General features: G+C 65.9%; 14 protein-coding genes. 9 read left to right on the top strand and 5 right to left on the bottom strand.

What is annotated here, in order from left to right; genetic code table 11:
- Nucleotides 1-17 precede the first annotated feature (17 nt).
- The 4 genes from LQF10_RS13815 to LQF10_RS13800 all read left to right on the top strand — a co-directional run bounded on the left by LQF10_RS13815 (nt 18) and on the right by LQF10_RS13800 (nt 5,929).
- Nucleotides 18-1,652, top strand: a complete 1,635-nt coding sequence (locus tag LQF10_RS13815; RefSeq protein ID WP_231064413.1) for an NAD-dependent epimerase/dehydratase family protein — start codon at nt 18-20, stop codon at nt 1,650-1,652.
- A gap of 162 nt (nt 1,653-1,814) precedes the next feature.
- On the top strand, nt 1,815-3,008 hold the full coding sequence (locus tag LQF10_RS13810; protein ID WP_231064412.1) for a zinc-dependent alcohol dehydrogenase: 1,194 nt from the start codon (nt 1,815-1,817) through the stop codon (nt 3,006-3,008).
- Nucleotides 3,009-3,042: 34 nt separating this feature from the next.
- Nucleotides 3,043-4,521, top strand: coding sequence for an FAD-dependent oxidoreductase (locus LQF10_RS13805; RefSeq protein ID WP_231064411.1), 1,479 nt, complete (start codon nt 3,043-3,045; stop codon nt 4,519-4,521).
- A gap of 55 nt (nt 4,522-4,576) precedes the next feature.
- Nucleotides 4,577-5,929: an APC family permease gene (locus tag LQF10_RS13800; protein WP_231064410.1), complete on the top strand. Its 1,353-nt coding sequence runs from the start codon at nt 4,577-4,579 to the stop codon at nt 5,927-5,929.
- Here LQF10_RS13800 and LQF10_RS13795 read toward each other — a convergent pair.
- Both LQF10_RS13795 and LQF10_RS13790 read right to left on the bottom strand, forming a co-directional pair.
- Nucleotides 5,913-6,617 carry a response regulator gene (locus tag LQF10_RS13795; RefSeq protein WP_231064409.1) on the bottom strand — a complete coding sequence of 235 codons (705 nt, stop codon included), beginning with the start codon at nt 6,615-6,617 and terminating at the stop codon, nt 5,913-5,915. The genes LQF10_RS13800 and LQF10_RS13795 overlap by 17 nt on opposite strands.
- A complete protein-coding gene (locus tag LQF10_RS13790; protein ID WP_231064408.1) occupies nt 6,614-7,999 on the bottom strand; it encodes a sensor histidine kinase in 1,386 nt (461 codons plus the stop codon). The genes LQF10_RS13795 and LQF10_RS13790 overlap by 4 nt, the downstream gene beginning before the upstream one ends.
- A 138-nt stretch (nt 8,000-8,137) precedes the next feature.
- Here LQF10_RS13790 and LQF10_RS13785 point away from each other — a divergent pair, with 138 nt between their 5' ends.
- Complete coding sequence (locus tag LQF10_RS13785) at nt 8,138-8,593, top strand: hypothetical protein (protein WP_231064407.1); 456 nt, start codon at nt 8,138-8,140, stop codon at nt 8,591-8,593.
- Nucleotides 8,594-8,610: 17 nt separating this feature from the next.
- On the opposite strand, the gene LQF10_RS13780 is transcribed toward LQF10_RS13785, so the two are convergent.
- Both LQF10_RS13780 and LQF10_RS13775 read right to left on the bottom strand, forming a co-directional pair.
- Nucleotides 8,611-9,372: an SOS response-associated peptidase gene (locus LQF10_RS13780; protein WP_231064406.1), complete on the bottom strand. Its 762-nt coding sequence runs from the start codon at nt 9,370-9,372 to the stop codon at nt 8,611-8,613.
- Between the two features lie 56 nt (nt 9,373-9,428).
- Entirely contained in the window at nt 9,429-9,725 is a 297-nt protein-coding gene (locus tag LQF10_RS13775; RefSeq protein ID WP_231064405.1) for a hypothetical protein, read from the bottom strand.
- Between the two features lie 231 nt (nt 9,726-9,956).
- On the opposite strand from LQF10_RS13775, the gene LQF10_RS13770 reads away from it, so the two are divergent.
- From LQF10_RS13770 to LQF10_RS13755, 4 genes are all read left to right on the top strand, one after another.
- Nucleotides 9,957-10,952, top strand: a complete 996-nt coding sequence (locus LQF10_RS13770; protein ID WP_290371099.1) for a formylglycine-generating enzyme family protein — start codon at nt 9,957-9,959, stop codon at nt 10,950-10,952.
- A 380-nt stretch (nt 10,953-11,332) separates the two neighbouring features.
- Nucleotides 11,333-17,719, top strand: a complete 6,387-nt coding sequence (locus LQF10_RS13765) for a DUF7507 domain-containing protein (RefSeq protein WP_231064404.1) — start codon at nt 11,333-11,335, stop codon at nt 17,717-17,719.
- Nucleotides 17,720-17,928: 209 nt separating this feature from the next.
- Nucleotides 17,929-19,752, top strand: coding sequence for a sigma-70 family RNA polymerase sigma factor (locus LQF10_RS13760; RefSeq protein ID WP_231064403.1), 1,824 nt, complete (start codon nt 17,929-17,931; stop codon nt 19,750-19,752).
- A gap of 164 nt (nt 19,753-19,916) precedes the next feature.
- Nucleotides 19,917-20,507 carry a TetR/AcrR family transcriptional regulator gene (locus tag LQF10_RS13755; RefSeq protein ID WP_231064402.1) on the top strand — a complete coding sequence of 197 codons (591 nt, stop codon included), beginning with the start codon at nt 19,917-19,919 and terminating at the stop codon, nt 20,505-20,507.
- Here the strand turns inward: LQF10_RS13755 and LQF10_RS13750 are convergent.
- A complete protein-coding gene (locus LQF10_RS13750) occupies nt 20,504-20,746 on the bottom strand; it encodes a hypothetical protein (RefSeq protein WP_231064401.1) in 243 nt (80 codons plus the stop codon). The two genes, LQF10_RS13755 and LQF10_RS13750, sit on opposite strands and share 4 nt — an antisense overlap.
- Nucleotides 20,747-20,892: the final 146 nt, after the last annotated feature.

Raw genomic sequence — 20,892 nt, 5'->3', positions numbered from 1 at the left:
GGTCAGGAAGGTGTGCCGTGAGAGTTGCTGTTGTCGGTGCGAGCGGGAATGTGGGGTCAAGCGTGTTGGCGGCGCTTGCGGACGAGCCATCAGTCACCGAGGTGGTCGCACTCGCGCGCCGCGTGCCTGACCTCGAGCACTCGCCATACCAGGGAGCCCAGTGGCACCGCGTGGACCTGGCCTCGAGCGATCGCGAGGAACTCCGGACAGATCTGCGTACCGCCTTCGAGGGCGCAGACGCGGTGGTGCACCTGGTCTGGGCCATCCAGCCCAACCACGCACGCAACTACATGCGACGCGTGAACGTGGACGGAACGCGGCTCGTCGCGGAGGCGGCCGTCAGCGCCGGTGTGCCCCATCTTGTGGTGGCTTCCTCGTGGGCGGTCTACTCGCCGGTGCCCGGCGGTGGAGTCCGTGATGAGACGGCCGAACGCGGCGGGATCCGTTCCTCGCACTACAGCGTTGACAAGGCCGCGCAAGAACAGGTGCTGGACGAGATCGAGTCCGCACATCCCGACCTGGTGGTGGCGCGGATGCGCACCGCCCTCGTGTTTCGAGCCGAGGCCGGTGCCGAGATCGTGCGCTACTTCCTCGGACCTGTCGTTCCCAGGGCGCTACTGCGGCCCGGCCTCCTGCCGTTCGTGCCGCTGCCGAAGGGATTGCGCCTGCAGGTGGTGCACGGCCGCGATGTCGGACGTGCGTACGCCATCGTGGTGACCGAGAGGGCGGCCGGTGCCTTCAACGTGGCCGCCACCCAGACACTCGGGCCCCAGGATGTCGCGAACCTTCTCGGCCAGGGCAGATACGCGGAGATCCCGGCACCGGCGTTGCGGCCATTGCTGCATTACGGCTGGCGCGCGCGACTCCTGGCACCCGACGCCGGCTGGTTGGACATGGCGATGAATGTGCCGGTGATGGACACTGCACGGATCCGTTCGCTCGGGTGGACGCCGCAGTACGGAGCTGAGGACACGCTCCGCGAGATGCTCGTTGGCATGCATGAACTGCGCGGCACGCCGAGCCCGGCCATGCGCCCGGGCCAGAGCAGCTTCGGTGGCCGGGTGGAGTCGTTAATCCCGCCAGAAGGCGAGAGTGCCGACTCGAGTGGTGACTGGGGACTGCGCGCACTCCCGGCTGAGGCATTTGATGCTCGCGTGCCCGGTCACATCGAACGCGGACTACTCGGGCTTTACCTCGCCGATCATCTGGCCGGCGCGACAGCTGGCCGGGAGAGAATCCGGCGGATGGCCGCTGCCTATGCGGATCGCTCGATCGGACCAGACCTGGCGAGAATCAGCAACGAGATCGCCTATGAACGCGAGCTTCTACGCGAACTGATCCACGTGCTCGGTCTGCACTCTCGTCCCGCCCGGACCGCGGGGGGTTGGCTGGGTGAGCGCATCGGCCGGGCCAAGGCGAATCGGCGGGTGTTTGTCACCTCACCGGTGACGCCGCTCCTCGAGATCGAACTGATGCGCAGTGCCGTCAACGGCAAACTGGGACTGTGGCAGACCCTGCAGGCGCTTGCCGACGATCTCACTCTGCCGGCGGAACTCTTCACTGAGCTCGTCGATCTCGCTCATCGGCAGTCGGCGGCGCTGGAGACGATGCACCGCCAGGTACGCGGCACGGCCTGGAGCGGGACGGGCTGACCCGGACGGTGGAGCACGGGGCGGTGGTTCAGCGTCGTTCCCGCTGGCGAACCCAGTGACCTCTCGGTTGTTCGCAGACTCCAGATGCGCAGGTCACTGTGGCGGGCAACGATGGAAAGAGACGAGTCCTCGTCCACCAGATCGCACCGAAGGGAATGGTTGATGCGCGCACTCACGTGGCAGGGGCACGAGAAGGTCACAGTCGAAGAGGTGGGCGACCCACGGATACTGGAGCCGACAGACGCCATCATCGAGATGACATCCACCGCCGTCTGCGGTTCTGATCTTCACCTCTACTCAGTGCTGGGGGCGTTCCTGGAGCCCGGGGACATCCTCGGCCACGAAGCGATGGGCGTGGTCCAAGAGGTCGGCTCGCAGGTGCAGCGCATCCAGGCCGGGGATCGAGTCGTGGTTCCCTTCCCGATCGCGTGCGGTACGTGCTGGATGTGTACTCGCGGCCTGCACACCCAGTGCGAGACGACGCAGGTGCACTCCGAGGACAAGGGCGCCGCCCTGTTCGGCTATACGAAGCTCTACGGTCAGATCCCCGGCGGCCAAGCGCAGTATCTGCGTGTGCCGCAGGCCCAGTTCGGCCTCATCGTGGTGCCCGATGACGACGAACCCGACGAGCGGTACTTGTATCTCTCCGACGTCCTGCCGACCGCGTGGCAGGCGGTCGAGTACGCAGATGTGCCGGCGAACAGCACAGTGCTGGTGCTCGGCCTCGGTCCCATCGGCCAGATGAGCGCCCGCGTCGCTCTTCACCGCGGAGCCAGCGACGTGTTCGCGGCCGACATGGTGCCCGAACGCCTCGCGATGGCGCAGCGGCACGGTGTACACACCATCGACCTGCGTGATTGCGATGACCTGCCGGCGGCCATGCGGGAGATCACCGGCGGGCGCGGCCCGGATGCCGTGATCGATGCGGTCGGGATGGAGGCGCACGGCTCACCCGCCGCCGAGGGCATACAGAAGATGGCCGAACGAATGCCGGATGCGGTCGCGAAGCCGATGATGAAGCACGCCGGGCTGGACCGGCTCGCAGCACTGCATACTGCGATCTCCACGGTGCGCCGCGGCGGAACCCTGTCGTTGTCGGGCGTCTACGGCGGCGCGGCCGACCCGATGCCGCTGATGGAACTGTTCGATAAGCAACTCACGCTTCGGATGGGTCAGGCGAACGTGCACCGCTGGACTGCGGACCTCCTTCCGCTGGCCACTGACTCCGCCGACCCGCTCGGCGTGCTAGACCTGCGTACCCACCGGGTCTCCTTGGAGGAGGCGCCCGCCGCCTACGAAATGTTCCAGAAGAAGGCGGACGGGTGCATCAAGGTCGTCCTGGATCCGAGGGTCTGAAGCCATGCGATCACCATGGCGGGAGAATGAGATCATGCCCGACTCTGATGTCGCGGCACTGACGCGCCGCTATGACGTCGCCGTCGTCGGTGCGGGCCTGACCGGTCTGAGCACCGCCGTTCAGTTGGCGCGACACGGGATCCGCGTGATCGTCCTCGAAGCCCGCGCCATCGGGGCCGGGACGACCGGAGGCTCCACCGCCAAGATCAGCCTGCTGCAGGGCACCCGGCTCTCCACCATCGCCGCGAAGCATCGCACTGACACTGTGGCGCAGTATGTGGCCGGCAACGGCGCCGGCATGGACTGGCTGCTCGACTTCTGCCGCAGCCACGGCGTGGCGCACCAGCGCCCCGCCGCGGCCACCTACGCGGGTGCACCGACCGATGTCGCAGACGTCGAGCGCGAGCAGGAGGTGTGCGAATCCGTCGGCCTGCCCGTCTCCTGGCGCGCCACTGACGACGTTCGCTTCCCCTTCCATGGCGCCGTCGTCCTCGAGGACCAGGCCCAGATCGACCCCATCGAGCTCCTCACGGCGCTCGCGGACGCCGCGCGTGAGGCCGGCGTCGAGATCGTCACCGGAGCGCGCGTGACGGCGTTCGGAGACTCGGGTGCAGCACCGGTCGTGACGACCCGAGGGGCGGTGCAGGCCGAACGTGTCGTGCTGGCGACCGGGATACCCGTCGCGGACCGCGGTGGCTTCTTCGCCCGGCTGATCCCCGAGCGCTCCTACGGGGTGGCGCTGCACACCGAAGGTCAGCAGCAGATGGATATGTACCTGAGCGCAGGATCGCCGACCCGCTCGCTCCGCACGACACCAGATGAGGATGGACATCGCATCCTTCTCGGCGGGAACTCTCACCCGGTCGGCAAGGCTGTCTCCGAACGGGCGCAGGTGCGCGACCTCACCGCATGGGCGGGTGAGCACTTCCCCGAGGCCACCGTGACTCACGAGTGGTCCGCCCAGGACTACCATCCGATTGACGAACTCCCGTACGTCGGGCCGTTGCTCCCGGGCAGCGATCGGGTACTCGTTGCCACCGGCTATGCCAAGTGGGGCCTGACGAACGCGTGCGCCGCTGCGACCCTGCTGACCGCCCACCTCGAGCAGGCCGAGCTGCCGGACTGGTCCCCGGCGTTTGCCAGCTGGAGTACCCACGAGATCAGGGGCGGCGGAGCCGCCCTGGCGCACAACGCTCACGCGGCCGCGAACATGGTCGGCGCCCGGGCCGGAGGGTACGCGCGATTGGCGGGCGAGCCCGAGGAAGGTGCCGGCATCGTCGGCCGCGACGGTGCCCGGCTCGTGGCGCGCGCACGCGTTGACGGGCACACCTATCAGCTGTCGGCCGACTGCCCGCACCTGGGCGGCGTGCTGTCCTGGAACGACGCGGAATGCACCTGGGATTGCTCGCTGCACGGCTCACGCTTCACGGCCGCCGGTGAACTCCTGGAGGGCCCGGCAACCACCGGGATGAGCGCAGTCGGGTCAGCGACCGCGCCGGAAGCTGACCAGTAGCGAGGACCGGTCATCTCGGCTCGCCGAGCCGCGCACCGTGGACCACGATGTGACCATGAACCAACACACCACCCCCAGTCGCCTTCGGCAAGGCATGGGGGGTGGCCTCCTGTTCGCCTTCATTCTTGGAGATGTACTCGGTGCCGGCGTGTACGCGCTCACCGGCGAACTGGCCGCACAGGCGGGCGGAATCACGTGGCTGCCGATCGCGATCGCACTGGCAATGGCCCTGCTCACGGCAGGCTCGTACGCCGAGCTGGTCACCAAATACCCACGGGCGGGCGGATCGGCGGTGTTCGCACAGCGCGCGTTCAGACGCCCGGTGATCTCGTTCCTGGTCGGCTTCTGCATGCTGTGCGCAGGCGTCGTCAGCGTTGCAGGGTTGGCTGTGGCATTCAGCGGCGACTACCTCGGGACGTTCTTCTCGGTGCCGGTGAGCGTCGCAGCCCCGGTATTCCTGCTGATGCTCGCGCTGATCAACCTGCGCGGCATCAAGGAATCCGTGCGCTCGAACCTTGTGATGACCGTCATCGAGGTCAGTGGCCTGGTTCTCGTGCTCGTGCTGGTCGGACTCGCGCTCTCGGACGGCCAGGGCGAGCCCGGGCGGGTGCTGGAGTTCCCGGAGACGGGGGCGCCTTGGGCGGTATTCGGCGCGGCCCTGCTGGCGTTCTACAGCTTTGTCGGCTTTGAGACCTCCGCGAACGTGGCCGAGGAAGTTCGTGGCGTCACCCGCGTCTACCCCCGCGCGCTTTTCGGCGCGCTGGCAGTGGCCGGCATTGTCTACGTCCTGATCGCCCTGGCTTCCTCGGCGATGCTCCCACCCGAGGACCTAGCCGGAACCAGCGGGCCGCTGCTTGCTGTGGTCACGGCGACCGGGTACTCCATCCCCGGCTGGGCGTTCAGCGCCGTCGCGCTGGTGGCGGTCGCGAACGGTGCCCTGCTCACCTCGGTGATGAGCTCCCGGCTCACCTACGGAATGGCCGAAGAAGGCCTCCTGCCGGGCGTGTTCGGTCGGCTGCTCCCCGCTCGGCGGACACCGTGGGTGGCAATCTTGGCGACCACGGCGATCTCGGCGCTCCTGGCGGTGGTGGGGAGTTTGGCGCTGCTCGCCGAGACAGTGGTGTTGCTCCTGCTCTTCGTCTTCATCTCCACCAACCTCGCTGTGCTCGTCCTGCGCGGCGACAAGCCCGGTCACGACCACTTCAGGGTCGCCACCGCTGTATCGGTCGCCGCACTCGTGAGCTGCGTGGCGCTGCTCACCCAGCAGAGTTGGCAAGCGTGGGCTTTGGGCGGTGGGTTGATCGTGCTGGGCCTGGTGCTGCACCTGCTGCACCGTCGCGTTGGCGGCCGGGGCCACCGGGTCGATCAGAGCGCCGATGCCGAGCAGACGATCAGGAGCCGGGACTGACCAGTCCCGTCTCGTAGGCAGTGACTACTGCCTGGACCCGGTCCCGGGCATCGAGCTTGGAGAGCACCCGGCCCACGTGAGTCTTCACCGTGGCTTCGGCCACGAACAGGTCACCGGCGATCTCGGTGTTCGAGCGGCCCCGCGCCATCAGGATCAGCACCTCACGCTCACGCTCGGTCAGTGCATCCAGGACGGCGGCCGATGCCTTCTGCTCGTCCGGCAGCACTGTGGCGAGGTGCTCGATGAGACGCCGCGTGCTGGAGGGGGCGATCACCGCCTCGCCGTGGTGCACGGTGCGGATCGCGGCAAGCATTTCCTCGGGTGGAGTGTCCTTGAGGAGGAATCCGCTGGCGCCGGCCTTGATGGCGCGGAGGACGTACTCGTCCAGGTCGAAGGTGGTGAGGATGACCACCTTCGGGGTGTTGCCAATCCGGACCGACCCCGGATCGGTGAGTGCGGCCGTCGCGGCTAACCCGTCCATCTGCGGCATCCGCACGTCCATCAGCACCACATCCACCTCGTGCGAGGAGAGCAGGCGTACCGCCTGGGCGCCGTCCCCGGCCTCGATCACCACCTCCATATCCGGCTGGGAATTGATCACCAGCGCAAAACCGGCGCGGACTAGCTGCTGGTCGTCCACCAGAGCGACCCGGATCGGGGCGATGGGCGGCTGCGCGTCGGTGCTCATGGGCGATTGTCCTCGGTGGGTGGTTGCGTGGGTGTGGGGGGAGGAGCTGGTGGGCTCTGTGAGGGTCCGGCGTAAGGGTTGGTGTGCTCGGCTGGAGTCTGCCAGGTCACAGGCGCCGGGGGCCGCGCCTGTTGTTCCGTGGCAGCAGCGGGGAGAGTCGCTGATGGCGCGCCGGGGAGTGGGATCTCCGCTCGCACCCGGAACCCTCCGCCCGGGCGGGGACCAGTGGTGAGGGTACCGCCGAGCATGGTGGCCCGCTCCCGCATGCCGAGCAGGCCGTGCCCCGCACCGTCGGAGATGGCGGCAGCACCACGGCCGTCGTCATCGATCTGCAGCGCCAGGTGCGCTGCCGCCCACTGCACCAGCACAGTGGCGTGGGCATCCGGTCCAGCGTGCTTGAGGATGTTTGTGAGCGATTCCTGCACGATCCGGTAGACGGTCAGTCCCGCGCCCGGCGGGAGTGTGCGCGCCGTGCCCATCCGGACCAGGGAGACGGCGAGTCCGGTCTCGCGTACCTGCTCCACGAGGGACTCCAGATCGGCGGTCTCCGGTTGCGGGGCGAGCGTCTGCGCACCGGAATCGCTGCGCAGCACTCCGAGGATCTTGCGCATATCGGCCAGGGCAGCCCGGCCGGTTTCGGAGATCGTGGTAAGAGCGTGCGTTGCTGCCTGCGGATCGTGTGCTGCTGCGTACCGGCCGCCGTCGGCCTGGGCGATCACCACGGAGAGCGAGTGGGCCACGATGTCATGCATCTCGCGTGCGATCCGGGCACGTTCTGCCTGGGTGGCGATCTGGGCTTGCTGGTCGCGCTCGATCTCGAGGCGGGCCGCTCGTTCGGCCAGTGTCTCCACCCGTTCCACCCGTGCCCGCCGCACCAGGGCGAGCGCCCACGAGCTGAGCACCATGGCGGCGAGCAGGCCGAAGACGGCGAAGGCACCGACCAGGGCGGTGGGAGTGAAGATGCTCGTGAAGTCGTTGTAGTCAAGGAACCAGACCGTGACGATCGCGCAGCCGAACAGGGCGGAGAACAGGGCGGTTCGGCGCGCCCATCGGGGGCCGTAGACAGTGACCGAGTACAGCGAAATGAACAGCGTCAGGTCCGAGGGGGTCAGCACCACACCACTGACCACGTGAGCCAGCGCCATCGCGTACACGGTCACGGAAGAGGCCACCGGGCGGGTGCGGCGCCAGGCTAGCGCCAGTGGCATACCCAGGCTGGTGAGCACGCTGACGCTCACTGCGAACCAGTTCGTGCCGAGCGAGGCTCCCACCATGATGGAGAGAAGTCCGAGGGTCCCGGTCAGCGCGATCGCCAGAATCCCGTCGACGGCGAACGGAGCGTACCGCTGTACCGGCGGGCTCGGGGGACGGTCGGGGGTCATGATCTCTCAGCGTAGGCGGCACGGTGGCGCCACGGCGTCACACCGGGGGTGGACGGTGCGTGGCCCGTGCCTGCGACCACGGGCGTACCTGTGGATAGGCGGAGCGGCGAGACGCCTTCCCGGGGCAGGGTGGTGGACATGACCGAACGAGACGATATGACCGAACCGGACGGTGTGCCAGCACCGCTCACTCCCGATCGGCCCATGCGCACCGACGACGATCTCCTGGACTGGGCGCGCTTCGTGCACGGGGACGGACGGCCGCTCCGATCCACGTTGTGGGTGCTGGTCCTGGACGCCGACGACCTCCCGTTGCCGGTTCTGCTCCCGATCGACGACCTCCCCGACCTTCCGGACGACTGGGTGGTGCGCGGCCTGATGGAATCGCTCAGTGAGATGGTGCGCGAGTTCGCCCCCGGCGGTTCCGTTGCGCTTCTGCTGGAGCGGCCGGGTCCGAGCTGGCGCCGCCCGCAGGACCGCGCGTGGGACGCGCAGACCAGGGCCGCAGCACGGCAGGTTCAGGTGCGGGTGCGTGCCTTCGTCGTGGCCGGTTCGGGCAGTGTGCTAGCCATGACCCTGGATGACGCAGCCTGAGTACTGCGCCGGCCCGCTCAGGTGGGCGCGATCAGGGATTCGTCGTTGTTCTGCACTGAACCGACTCGGGCCGAGACCTCGTGCCACCGCAGCGGGGGGCTCGGGGCAGTCAACGCTGCAAGTGCCTCATCGGGTCCAGTCACGGCGGGATCGAGCCAGAGCCCGGTCTGCTCGTCGGGCAGGACCACAGGTTCGCGATCGTGGATCTCCGCGAGTCCGCCCCGGGCGTCTTCGGTGACGATGGTGGTGGAGAGTACCCAGCGGTCTGGATCGTCGGACTCTTTGTTCGGGTCGCGCCACCAGGCGTAGAGGCCGGCGAAAGCGAGGGGTGCTCCGTCGCTGCGGTGGATGTAGAACGGCGTGCGGCGTGGCTTGGCCTGGCCGGGAATGTCCTCCTTGAGCCACTCGTAATAGCCGTCGGCCACCACGACGCAGCGCCGCGCCCGTAGGGACTTCGAGAACGCCGGTTTAGCAGCCAGGCTGTCGCTGCGAGCGTTGAACATACGTGAGCCGATGGTGAGGTCCTGCGCCCACCCGGGCACCAACCCCCAGCGGGCCACATGCATCTCACGGCGCACCTCGGTCCGCTCGGCGGCGTTGTTGCTATTGTCCGCGCCGTCGGTGGCCTTCGGTGCCCGATCGAGCACGATGCGCACTCCATCGGTGGGGGCCACGTTGTAGTTTGCATCGAGTCTGCCGGCACGCTCGGTGATCTCCTCCACATCGAAGGCGTCGGCGAGATCCTGCGTCTCCCGGAACGAGGCATAGCGACCGCACATGGACCCAGCGTGCCACCTGCGAGCCGCGCCCGCTCCCACTCAGACCGTGCGCGCGGTCAGACCGTCCAGCCGAGGGCGTCTTCGGCGAGGACCCCCACGCAATACCAGAGCACTGCCATCAGTACGGCCAGTCCCAGCACCCGACCGGGATGGTCACGGAACCAGTGCACCCCGAGCGTCACCAGAAGTACCCAGGCGCCGGTGAGCAGGAGCCGTCCGCTGGCTGGCGCAAGGATCCCGATGGAAAGGAAGAACGGCACCTGCGCGATCATCAGCAGCATGCCGGTCCCAGCCAGGAGCGTGTGCACCACGGGATGGGGACTCGGGGTGTCGACGCGGGCAACGCTGGCCATTGTGTGACATTAGCGGCGGGGATCGCCCCTCGCATCAGGACGGGTCGGGAGCGGCGATCATTGAGCGCGTCGACCTGCCTGGTGGCCGCCCCGCCGGATGCACACAGCTCATCGACCGTGCTCCCGGTGTCTCGGGTTCGTGGACGTTCATGCCACGAGCTGGCGCTGTGTTCGTTCGTACGGCCGGGCTGAACAAGGGGCCAAGCGGGCAGCGGCGTAGAATCGCGTGCGATGACTGAGGACTCCGTGGCTCACCCGAGGAGTTGTTGTGCGCCCGCGCGTGAGACCTCGGGTGGTGGCTCAGCGCAGACATCGGTGCCGGTCCTCGGGGCAGTGCCGATCAGCGCTGGCAGCGGCCCGCACCGGATCGAACAGTGCACCGTGCCCGCACAGACTTTCGAGATGGGTGATCAGGACGGGGTCGGCTACGCCGCCGACGGTGAGACGCCGGTGCACCCGGTGACATTGGACGCCTTCTCGATCGACGCGACTTCAGTGACGAACGCAGATTTCGCGGCATTCGTGGAGGCCACGGGGTACCGCACCGAGTCAGAGACGTTCGGCTTCTCCGCCGTGTTCCATCTCGCTCTGGCGGCTCCGGAGGATGCCATCATCGGGCGCGCATCGGGCACACCCTGGTGGCTGGGAGTCAAGGGCGCCGACTGGGCGCACCCGGGTGGGCCGGACTCCACGGTGGAAGATCTCGAGGACCACCCGGTGGTGCACGTCTCCTGGAACGACGCGCAGGCGTACTGCCACTGGGCGGGGCGAACTTTGCCCACCGAGGCGCAATGGGAAGCTGCCAGCCGCGGGGGAGCAGCCGGGCAGCGCTACCCGTGGGGACCCGAGTTCCCCGGCGATGGCCAGGCATGGCGCGCGAACATCTGGCAGGGCCGATTCCCGGTGGACAACACGGTCGAGGACGGGTTCCTCACCACGGCGCCGGTGCGGACGTTCACGCCGAACGCCTACGGCCTGTGGCAGACCGTGGGGAACGTGTGGGAGTGGTGCGCGGACTGGTTCGACCCCCGCTACTACACCCAATCGCCGGCCGAGAACCCTGCCGGACCGGGCCAGGGCAGTGCCCGGGTGCTGCGCGGCGGCTCGTTCCTGTGCCATGACTCCTACTGCAACCGGTACCGCAACGCGGCCCGGTCCTCGAACACCCCGGACTCAGCGATGAGCAACACGGGATTCCGCACGGTCGGAAAGCCACTGACCTCCTGACAACGCGTCACATGTGATCAGGGTCACATCGAAGTGGCGTGGAAGGCGCGTCTCAGGCGTGTCCTGACGGTCGAGAACGGATAGCGGCGTACCCGCGTCCGCTCCTCGGCATCGCCGGCGCCACGCCGGCACCAGGTGAGACGACCGAAGGGAGCCCGAGTCATGACATGGCCCGAGCACACCGCCCGCTCAGCACGAGGGGGCACCCAGTCCGGTGGGGGAGACCCGACAACACACCACGGAGTACGGGCCCGGCGCAATGTACGCGTCGGTCGATTCGTGCGTCTCGCGCGGACCGAGCGCGTTCTTGGCCCGGTCGCAGCAGGCGCTTACGCGGTGGCGAATGCCATGAGCACGACGAGAGAGACGAGGAATCGATGATGGCATCGACCAGACTGGTTGCAGGAGGTGCGTCCGGGGCGATTGCCCTGCGGGCGCTGGTCGTACGTCGCTGGGCGGCGGTGCTGGCCCTCGCCTTGGTGGGGGCGTTGGTCGCGAGCATGGTCGCAGCGGCGCCCGCACGTGCGGCGACGGTGTATGAGCTTGAGGGCCGGTGGGACGACGACACGCCGGCCACGGTGCAGACGGGGGACTCGATCGCGGCGACCTGGTGGGCGAACGTCAATGATGACGCTGCGGCCCCGGGCAACGAACCGGTCGACAACGTCACGATCACGATGACGGTGGTCGGCGGGGTGTTCGAGGAGATCCCGCCTGCGTGTCTGACTCACGAGGATGATCCGTCGCTCGATCCGGAGTCGGCGATCATCGATGATGGCGCGACTTTGGTGTGTAACGGGGGGACGTTTGATGAGGGGACGGCGCTGCGGCTGAACGCGTCGGTGACGGTCACTGCTGAAGATGGCGAGACTGTCTCGATGTCTGCCACGGTGGCTGATCAGCAGGCGGAGTTGCCGGAGATCCCGGTGCAGAACCAGTTCTTCATGGATATGCGTTGGGCGGAGAACGCCGGGAAGACGGTGAGTGACCCGAACTGGCGTGACATGTCGTTCAACTGGACGTTGTTCCACGGTGCGTTCAGTCCCGACGGGCCGGACACGGTGACATACACGCTGAACATGAGTAATACGGTTCGCGATGCGATGGAGGTCGGGCCGGAGGCGTGTTCGGCGTTCACGTCGGGTACAGCCACGGGGCACCCGTATTCGGGTGGGGACCACCCGGAGCAGCAGGTCGCTCCTTTTGCGGACGACTGCACGTTGACTCAGATCGATGGTTCGACGTTCGAGATGACGCTGACTGGTATTGATTACAGCCATCTGCAGGTGCCGACTGAGGATTCGACTGGTGGTTCGTTGCCGGTGGCTGAGGTGGCCGTGGCTTCGGGTGAGGTGCAGTTCCGGGTTCTCACGGAAACGAACTCAGGGCAGCTGAATCTGGCGGCGAGTGCGCCGACGTATGTCTCTGCTGGTGGTGCGATGAGTGAGGATGATGCGTCGAACAACACCTCGGCGAATAACTGGCTTCGCGGTTTCGGGGTTGGCAACTGGTTGCCGAGCTACACCGATTCGAGTGCGCGGGTGTGGACGGATCAGTATCGGGTGGCACCGGGTACCGAGGTGCAGTCGAACTCTGCGGTGAACTATGCCAACACTGATAGGACTGCGACTCAGGGCGGGTTGTGCACCATCCTGGACTCGGAGTACGTGACGTATACGGGTGAGACTGTCACGGATGCTCACAATGGTCACGCGCCGCTCGATACAACGATCGAGTATTTGGTGAACGCCGATCCTTATGCCGATCCGAATGGTATGGAGCCGTGCGGCAACGAGAACTTGAACTGGACCACGACATTGCCGACTGATCTGTCGACGGTGCGTGCGGTGCGCACGATCTTTGATGTCGGTGTCGGTGAAGAGGTCACCTACGCGATGCGGCCCACGCTGCGGGTGACGCAGGTGGTCGATGCTGACGCTGAGGCGGGGCAGGACATTTGGACGTGGTCCGCCAACCGAGGTGCGGGATCCCAGGCGGCGTGGCACTATCCGAATCGGAGTATGAACGCGGCTGATGTGCCTCTTGCGGGGACGTTGACGCCGGCGCCTGCGCGTTATCCGTTCGCAGCGTCACACCGCGACATTTTGCGGATTTCGACGGTGACTCCGGTGGTGGCTAAGGAGGTTGACCCTTCGACGGTGGATCCGGGTGGTTCGGCGACGTTCAATCTGTTGTATACCGCTCAGGGCACGGGTTCTATCGCGGAGACGGTGGATGGGTATGTGTTGGAAGACACGATGCCGGTCAACGCGACGTATGTGTCTGGTTCGGCGCCGCAGGAGCCGGATATCTCGACTGGTCCTGAGGGTCAGCAGATTTTGACGTGGGTTATTGATGATGTGCCGACGAATACGACGAACACCTGGTCGTATGAGGTGGACATTTCTGAGGATGTTGATGGTGGTGACCGGTTGGTGAACTCGGTCACTGGTGAGATCGGCGGGATCACGAGTGATCCGGCGACGGCGGCGGTGACGGTGAACACGGCCGGCTCCACGTCGATTGTGAAGACGGCGGATCAGGAGCTCATTCCGAATGTGAGCGGCGATGGTGTGGGTGAGGGTTCGTGGACGGTTGATGTGGTCTCGGAGGATCCCTCGGCGCAGGTGTTCACGGACACGATCGATATCTTGCCGTATAACGGTGATGGTCGCGGGACTGATATGGCCGGGACCTATCAGCTCAGTGGTCCGGTGTTGGTGAGTATGGGCGCGACGGTGTATTACACGACCGCGGATCCGGCGACGTTGTCGGATGACCCAGCTGACCTGACGAATGGTGCGGCGGGTGATCCGGCGGGGAATACGGTGGGTTGGTCGACGACCTTCGATGCGGATGCGACTGCGGTGCGGGTCATTACTGATGAGTTGGAGCCGCGGGGTGCGTTCAATTTCACTGTCCCGATTGTCACTGAGGGGATGGATAGTGGCGATGTGCTGGTGAACCGGGCGCAGGGCCGGGCGGAGAACACGCGCCTGGTGATGCGGACCTCGGCCGAGACGCAGATCGCCACCTACTATTCGGCGAACCTGAAGAAGTATGTTCAGGATGTTGATGGTGTGTGGCATGACGCGAATGATCCGGTGACGTATCCGGAGTTCCATATTGGTGACACGGTGCGTTACCGGGTGGTGGTGACTAACACGGGTCAGGGCACGTTGACTGACATTGTGGTCTCTGATGATCTGCAGCCGGAGTTGGGCGCGTTCACGATTGATTCGCTCGCCCCGGGTGCGGAAGAGAGCCACGAGTACGAGATCGTGCTGGAGGAGCCGGTTGGTGAGGACGCTGTGGTGAACACGGCGTGTGCTGAGGCCGCGATCCCGGATGACTCGGTGGATGAGAATGGTGACCCGTTGGCCCCGGATATCAACTGTGATCCGGCTGGGTTCACCCCGCGGGGCGACACGGAGCACTCCAAGGAGTTGGTCTCGGCTACTCCGATCGGTGACGGGCAGTGGGAGATCGTCTACGAGATCACCGTGGAGAGCATCGAGACACCGGCTACTGATTACTCGCTGACCGATGAGTTGCACTTCACCGATCAGGCCACGATCACTTCAGCGGAAGTCACAGAATCGCCTGATGATGTGGTGTTGTCCGATCCGGCGTGGGATGGGCAGGAGAACCTGCCGATCACTGACTTTGCCGAGATCGAGGGCATGGACAACCCGGAGTATGCCCCGCATGTGTATGAGGTGACGGTCGTGGCTGATGTGCCGTTGCAGCTCGATGGTGCGGGTTCGGGTGCGGATGACCCGACCGCGTGTGGTGAGGAGGGTGACGCGACGGATCGGGCGTTCACGAACACCTCCGAGTTGACCAAGTCCAATGGTGAGACCGAGGACGACTGGGCCTGTGCGGAGTTGCCCTCGATCGGAATCGACAAGTCCATCACTGACGGCCCCGTGCCTAACGGTGACGGGACGTGGACGGTGAACTATGACGTGGTTGCCACGAACGATGGTGCTGCTGCCGGCGACTACGACGTCTCGGACCGGATGAGCGCCGGCGGTGACCTTGATGTCGTCTCGACGACGATCACCACCACCCCCGATGGTGTGAGCGCGAATGCGGGTTGGACGGGTCTGGGCGCCGAGGGCGCTGCGGAGAACGTGATCGCTGAGGGTGTGAGCCTGCCTGGTGGTGGTGTGCACACCTATCAGGTCGAGGTCGTGCTCGGGATGGCCGAGGGCATTGAAGGTCCCCCGGATGTGGGTGCTTGCCCGGCCGAGCCCGGCGGGGAGGGTGGTGGTCTGGCCAACACGGCCGAGATCGAGCACAACGACCTCACTGAGGCCGATGAGGAATGCACCTCGGTGGCGGCGATCGTGATCGAGAAGTCGATCTCGTCCGGTCCGGTGCCTAATGGTGATGGGACGTTCACGATCACGTATGACCTGGTGGCCGAGAACATTGGCGGCGCAGCCGGGGACTACGACCTGGCTGACCGGTTGCAGTACGGCGAGGGCATCGAGATCACCAGTGCCGCGATCATCACGGCGCCTGAGGGTGTGACCACGAACGCTGACTGGAGCGGGCAGGGCGAGGTGGACGCGGCGGAGAACGTCGTGGCCACCGGCGTCACGCTCGAGATGGATGGCGTGCACACCTACCAGATCGAGGTGATCGTCCAGCTGGATGAGGACACGATCGATGCGTCGGTGTTGGAGTGCCCCGAGCCCGGATCGGGCGAGAACGGTGGTTTGGCGAACTCGACCGAACTCGACCACAACGGGATCGTGGACGAGGACGAGGTCTGTGCCTCGTTGCCGTTGATCGATATCGCGAAGACGATCAGCGACGGACCGTTGCCTAATGGTGATGGGACGTGGACGATCAGTTACGAGCTGGTGGCCACCAACACTGGTGGTGCTGCGGGTGACTACGACCTCACCGACCGGTTGCTGTACGGCGAGGGCATCGTTGTTGAGGAGGCCGGGGTCGTCGTGATGCCTGACGGTGTCGAGACGAACGCCGGGTGGACCGGGCTGGGTGAGGAAGGCGCGGCGGAGAATGTCATCTCCACCGACGTGACCTTGCCGGAGGAGAGTGCGCACACCTACCAGGTGGACGTCACTGTCTCCCTCGACCTGGCGACGGTCACACCGGAAGCCCTGGAGTGCCCGGAGCCCGGATCGGGCCAGAGCGGTGGTCTGGCGAACTCGACCGAGCTGACTCATAACGGTGAAGACCGGGACGACGACGTATGCGCCCCGCTTCCGTTGATCACCATCATCAAGTCCCTCGCGGGGCCGGTGATGCCAGTCGAGGACCAGGACGGTGTCTACGACGTCACCTACGAGCTGCTGGTGACCAACTCCGGTGAAGGTGCAGGCCTCTATGACCTGAGTGACACCCTGGCTCCGGGTGAAGGGATCGAGGTTGTTGGTGTCCAGGAAGTCACCACCGACGCACCGGAGGCCGTCCTCAACGATGGCTTCGATGGCATCGAGGACACGGTCATCGTGACCGATCAGCCCATCGCCGGCGCTGTGGAGGGACCGGTGCAGCACACCTATGAGGTGAGCGTGCGGTACTCGGCCGACCTGTTCGACGTCGAGGTCCCCACCGATGGTGTCTGCACCACTGCTGATGGTGGCCCAGCACCCGGCGCCCTGGACAACCAGGCCACGGTCGAGTGGAACGGCATCGAGGACGAAGACGAGGAGTGCATCCTGCCCGGTAAGCCGACCCTGGATAAGGAACTGGTCACTGCTACCCCTGTGGGTGGCGGGCAGTGGGAGGTCGTCTACGACCTCACCGTCGGTAACGTCGGCGGGGAGGCCACCTCCTACGACCTTGATGATGAGTTCCTCTTCGCTGAGGAGGTCACTGTCGCTGGGGTGCAGGTCGCCGGTCCCGCCGGTGTCACCCTCGAGGACGCGTTCGACGGAGACGGGAACACGCGCATCGCCACAGACGTGACGATCGCTGGGCTCGACGCCGACGACTACGCGCCGCACGTGTACACGGTCACGGTGGTCGCTGATGTTCCGTTGCAGTTCGATGAGCCCGATGCCGATGGCACCGGATCGCCGGCCTGTACTGAACCAGGCGGGTCGAACTCGCTCGAGCAGGGACTGAACAACGCAGCCACCCTGACCGATGAGAACGGGAACGAGTCCACCGATACCGACTGTGCGGCGTTGCCCTCGATCGAGATCGCTAAGCAGGTCAGTGGTGACCCGGTCGTGGACGCCAATGGCGAGTGGACGATCACGTATGAGATCACCGCGACCAACGATGGAGCTACCGAGGGTCTCTATACCCTCACCGATCAGCTGCGCTTCGGCGCCGGGATCACCATCACCTCCGCGACCGTGACGTCCACACCCGAGGGAGTGAGCGCATCACCATCGTGGACCGGTCAAGGCGACGAAGGTGCTCCCGCGAACGTGGTCGCCACTGATGTGGCCCTGGGAGCCGATGTGACCCACACCTACCAGGTGCAAGTCACCTCGACCCTCGATGAGGATCAGACCAATGCCAGCACGTTCAGTTGCGAGGACGGCGACTCCGACGGAAACACCGGATTCACCAACGTCGCCGGACTCAACCACAACGGCCTCAGCGACCAAGCCAACGCCTGCGCCACACCGGACGAACCGGAAACCCCGGGACTTCCGCACACAGGCGCGCAGGTGGCCACGCTGGTGCTCATTGCGCTCGTGCTCCTGATCATGGGTGGCGCGGTCGTGATGGTCGCAAGAGGTAGCCGGCGTTTGGCAGACGGGAGGGAGTAGAGGCTCCCGGAAGTCGAACCCATGTGAGCGGCCCTCCTGCCTATTGCGGTAGGAGGGCCGCTTCACACGGACTGACATGTCGGCGACTCCTTCAGGCGTTTGTCCGGGCCGCGTCATGAGATCCCTTCCCTATGTCTCTTGATCACTAGGGGCACGTCGCCCAGTCACGACCCCGATGGATCCGTCTGAATGAGAGGAGGTGCGAGAACATGAACACGAATACCAGCACGAGCATGGGTCTGCGCGCGTCGGCACTAGGACGTTCCGATCTGGATCTGGTCGAATCCGTGCGTTCTGGCGACGAGACGGCTTTCGCGGAGCTGTGGTCCCGCCACGGTGCAGCGGGAGTCCGTGCCGCTCGGAAGGTGACCGACCGGTTCGATGCCGATGACCTGGTCCAGGAGGCGTTCGTACGCATCCTCTCGGCGATTCGCCGGGGGAAGGGACCGAGCGAGCATTTCCGCCCCTACATGTACGCGACGATCCGCAGCATCTCCATGAACTGGGCGCGAACTGATCACGCCACCACTGCCGTGGACGATCTCAGTACCCAGGCCGATCCTGACGCAGTCTTCGAGGACGCTGCGCTCGACCGCACCCTGACTGGCCGAGCATTCGCCAAACTACGCCCGGAGTGGCAGACGATTCTCTGGTATACGGAGGTCGAGGGAATGCCTGCCAGGGAAGCAGCCCTGCATCTTGGTATTACTCCTCGGGCCGCCTCGGCGCTGGCCTGCCGCGCACGCGAAGGTCTGCGCAGCGCCTGGTTGCAGGCGCACGTTGCGGCTGACGGCGTCGAGGATTGCTGTCGATGGACAGTCGAGCATCTGGGCGCCTACACGCGTGATGCCCTGGGGCGTCGCGATCGGCACCGGGTGCAGGATCACCTCACTCACTGTGTGAAGTGCGCGATTCTCGTCGAGGAGATCGACCACGTTGCGCAACGTCTCGACATCGTGCTGCTGCCGCTATTGCTCGGCCCGGCCGCACTGGCCCTCACGGGCGGGGAGGCAGCCGCGAGCGGTGCCGGTGCCGGTGCAGTGCTCGAACCTGTGGGCGCGGCGAGTGCCAGCACGGGAGCGGGGATCTCAGGAGGTGCGGGCATGCTCGCTGCGGCGTCCCTCGTCGTGGTGGCCGCGATCACGTTCGTGCCCTTCGAGGGCGACACGAGCGCGCACCCACAAGCGCAGGCAGCGGTCGAGCCGGCCCAAGGCGTCTCTGAACAGGTGCGAGTCTCAGCGACCGCCGAGTACGTCTCCGCGTTCGATGTACCGGTGGTCAACGCTGCTCCGCCGTCCGTAGAGAATCCCGACCCTGCCGATGGTGACGCACCAGCGGTGCGCGTGAACGGCCCTCTGGAACCGGATGGGTCAGGCGAACCTGACCTTGATCGGCCCCCCACGCCGTCGGCGAACGAATCGGCGACGGGGTCCACGATGGAGCCCGAGCCCGAACCCGAACCTGCGGACTTGGTCGAAGATCCGGAGCCCGACGGTGTCGAGCTTCCTGCCGCACCGCGCATCCTCACGGTCGATGATGGCCACGGGATGGTGATGCCGCGCCTTGCCGGTGATGCCGAACCCGGGGCGATCGTGGTACTTACGTCGACCGAGACGGGCGCCGAGTTCGCGCGCACGGTGGCCGCGAGCACGGGGGAGTGGATGGCTGTCGTTGACATTCCTCAGGAGGAGTCACAGACGACCGTGGTGGCCATGCAGGAGACCCCGGACGGCGTATCCGTGGCGAGCGATCCCGTTGGTCCGTTCGTCCTTGACGTGCCGAGGGTCGAGGTGATCACCAATGGCGTCCCAGAACCGCAATTGCGCTACTCAGGGCCCGACGGCGCGAGTATCGAGACGTTCTTCAACGGTAGCCCTTCGGGAAATGTGATCGAACTTAACGGAGGGTCCGTGAACCGGACCGCTCGATGGTTCGAGCCCGGCCAGCACACCATCGGTGTGCGATACGTCGACCCGGCAGATGGGCGTTATGGCCACCTGGTGACTGTCTCGATCACCGTTGTCGGTGACTGACCGCAGCTGTCCTTGTGGCACCACGATCCAGCATCGCGTGATGTATCTCTCTCCGTTCGCCGCGTCATACCGATGCCGTCCGCTGTGTCTGAGTAGGTAGCCGGACATCCCGGCACCGTTGCCGGTGAGGACCCGGCGCGCCTGAGATGCGGAGGAACTGCACAGTGCCGATACGTCCGACCACGCCTTCGACGCCGCCGACCAAAGAGCGCGTCATCTCCGCCGCCCTCGCCGTGTTCGGGCTCCAGGGGTTCGGCGTGGGTATCCGCTCGATCGCCGCTCGTGCGGACGCGGCAACCGGACTCGTGCAATATCACTTCGGCGGCAAGAACGGCCTTCGGGACGAGTGTGACCGTCGGGTTGCCGCGGTGATCGACCACGCACTCCCGACCTATTTCGGTGCCCAAGGCGCGGCGAAGCTGCATGGATGCGATCGATCGATGCTGGTGCCCTACCTGCACTACGCATTCCGTAGCATCGGTGAGGGCACGCCGCTCGCGAATCGCATTGTGCAGAGGCTGGCTACGCATGTCGACCAGTTGATCGGTTCCGACCAGGACACAGCGATTCGCGCCCAGGAGACTCGCGCGCACGCGATTGTCCGAGAAGCACTCGGCGTGACGTTGCTGGATTTTGCGATCCACCGACCGCGAACCGCCGAGGGTGCAGAGAAATTTCTGGCCGAGGCGTGGAACACGGAGTTCCTGCCACTCGTCCACACGCAGGGTGCGGGCGGGTCGTCGATCTCGATCTAGCGAGCGTTGTGGCCGGAAGGGTTCTCGAACGAGTCGTAGAGGAGTGACGGATCGACATCGGGCTGAGCCGCGTTCACCGCCGCGGAGACGCGATCGATCATCGCGGCCAGGTCTTCTGCTTCTGTGGTGGTGAGCAGTTCCCACGCCTCGGGGGAGACGAACTGACTCAGCACCCAGCAGTACCACTGGGCGCGGTCGATATGGGCAGGTCGATGAAGAGTGGGGATCTCGTGCGTCATGGTGAATCCGGTACGGGTTCCGGTGGTGGCCCTTTCACGTCAGTTCCTCGAATCCGGTAGGCGGTGGCGTCGTTATGTGAGACACCGTCAGGCGCACGTTGACCACGCGAAAGGGCTATGAGATGTGTCACAGGCGAGCTCACGGA

Origin of the sequence: Ruania halotolerans (assembly GCF_021049285.1) — a bacterium.
GTDB lineage: Bacteria > Actinomycetota > Actinomycetes > Actinomycetales > Beutenbergiaceae > Ruania > Ruania halotolerans.
This window is presented reverse-complemented; position numbering and strand designations above follow the sequence as displayed.